We start from the raw sequence: 1,270 nt of genomic DNA on the forward strand, positions 1-1,270 counted from the left end.
AGAACTCCTAACGAAATGACTGTAGGAGGACGGTAGGGTCGGTGGCCATGAGTCAGAGTGGTTCGGAAGCGGCGGCGTTCTTCCGCGACGTCGGCCTGAGCAGCGTGGTCTGGCTCGTTCGGGATGACGATGGAAGCCCGACTCACCTCTCTACGGATGGCACGCGAAGTCTTCCCTTCTGGTCGACCTCGTCGCGGGCCCAGAGGGCAGCAAAGATCTGGGGGCAGGGGCTTCGCGTTGATTCCATGCCCTTGGACGCCTGGTGCGATCGCGTGCTACCAGATGCCGCCCGGGATGGACTCGTGATCGGCATCAACTGGAGTGGGCCGCGCCTGGTCGGCTGGAGCTTCACCCCCGACGAAGTTGTCAACCGTCTAGCGGCGGCTCGCGCAGTGACCTGAGCTGCCGGTGGGTGATGAGGCAGCAGGCCAGTTTGAGGAAGGCTTCGTGAATGTCGGCTCGGCGTTCCCAGCGAACGCGGAGTCGTCGGAAGCCGTGGAGCCAGGCGAAGGTCCGCTCTACCACCCAGCGGTAGACGCCGAGTCCGGTGCCGTGGCGGGTGTTTCGGCGGGCGATGGCGGGGACGATACCGCGGGCTCGGACTTGGTTGCGGTAGATGTCGTGGTCGTAGCCGCGGTCTGCGAAGAGCGAGTCCGGCTTGCGGCGGGGATGACCGACGCGTCCGCGGATGGGCGGGATGGCGTCCAGCAGCGGCATCAGCTGGGTGACGTCGTTGCGGTTGCCACCGGTGAGGATGACCGCCAGCGGGGTCCCGTGCCCATCCGTGATCACATGGTGCTTGGAGCCTGCTCGGCCCCGGTCGACCGGCGACGGGCCCGTGTGGAGCCCCCTTTTAGGGCCCTGACGTGCGAAGAGTCGACCACGCAGCGGGACCAGTCGAGTCGAGCTGCCGCGTTGAGCTCAGCCAACAGGGTCTCGTGGAGCCGCTGCCAGACGCCGGCCTCATTCCAGTCCCGCAGCCGGCGCCAGCACGTCATCCCGGAGCCGAAGCCGAGCTCCTTGGGGAGGTGTTCCCACTGGATGTCGGTGTGCAGGACGTACAGGATCCCGCACAGGACCTGGCGGTCCGGGACCGGAAGACGACCGGGGTATCGGAACCGCCGTTCCTTCTTCGGTAGCAGCGGCTCGATCCGCTCCCACAGGTCATCCGGCACGATCCACGGTGAAGTCCCCACGGCCCGGACAACGCCCAACTCGCCTACGAGGCACGGCCACCAGGGCTGATGTACCTCATTGTGTTAGCCGTTCT

General features: G+C 66.4%; 2 protein-coding genes. One reads left to right on the plus strand and one right to left on the minus strand.

Annotated elements, in window-relative coordinates; genetic code table 11:
- The first annotated feature begins 47 nt into the window (after positions 1 to 47).
- Positions 48 to 401, plus strand: a complete 354-nt coding sequence (locus AB0P24_RS47900) for a DUF2750 domain-containing protein (protein ID WP_365805798.1) — start codon at positions 48 to 50, stop codon at positions 399 to 401.
- Here the strand turns inward: AB0P24_RS47900 and AB0P24_RS47905 are convergent.
- Positions 367 to 1,196 (minus strand): IS5 family transposase gene (locus AB0P24_RS47905; RefSeq protein WP_365805796.1). Its coding sequence is split into 2 segments (ribosomal slippage): positions 367 to 870 and positions 873 to 1,196, totalling 828 coding nucleotides; the frame shifts between segments, so codons are not numbered across the junction. The two genes, AB0P24_RS47900 and AB0P24_RS47905, sit on opposite strands and share 35 nt — an antisense overlap.
- Positions 1,197 to 1,270: the final 74 nt, after the last annotated feature.

The organism is Streptomyces sp. NPDC086519 (assembly GCF_040686075.1).
In the GTDB taxonomy this organism is placed as follows: domain Bacteria; phylum Actinomycetota; class Actinomycetes; order Streptomycetales; family Streptomycetaceae; genus Streptomyces; species Streptomyces shenzhenensis.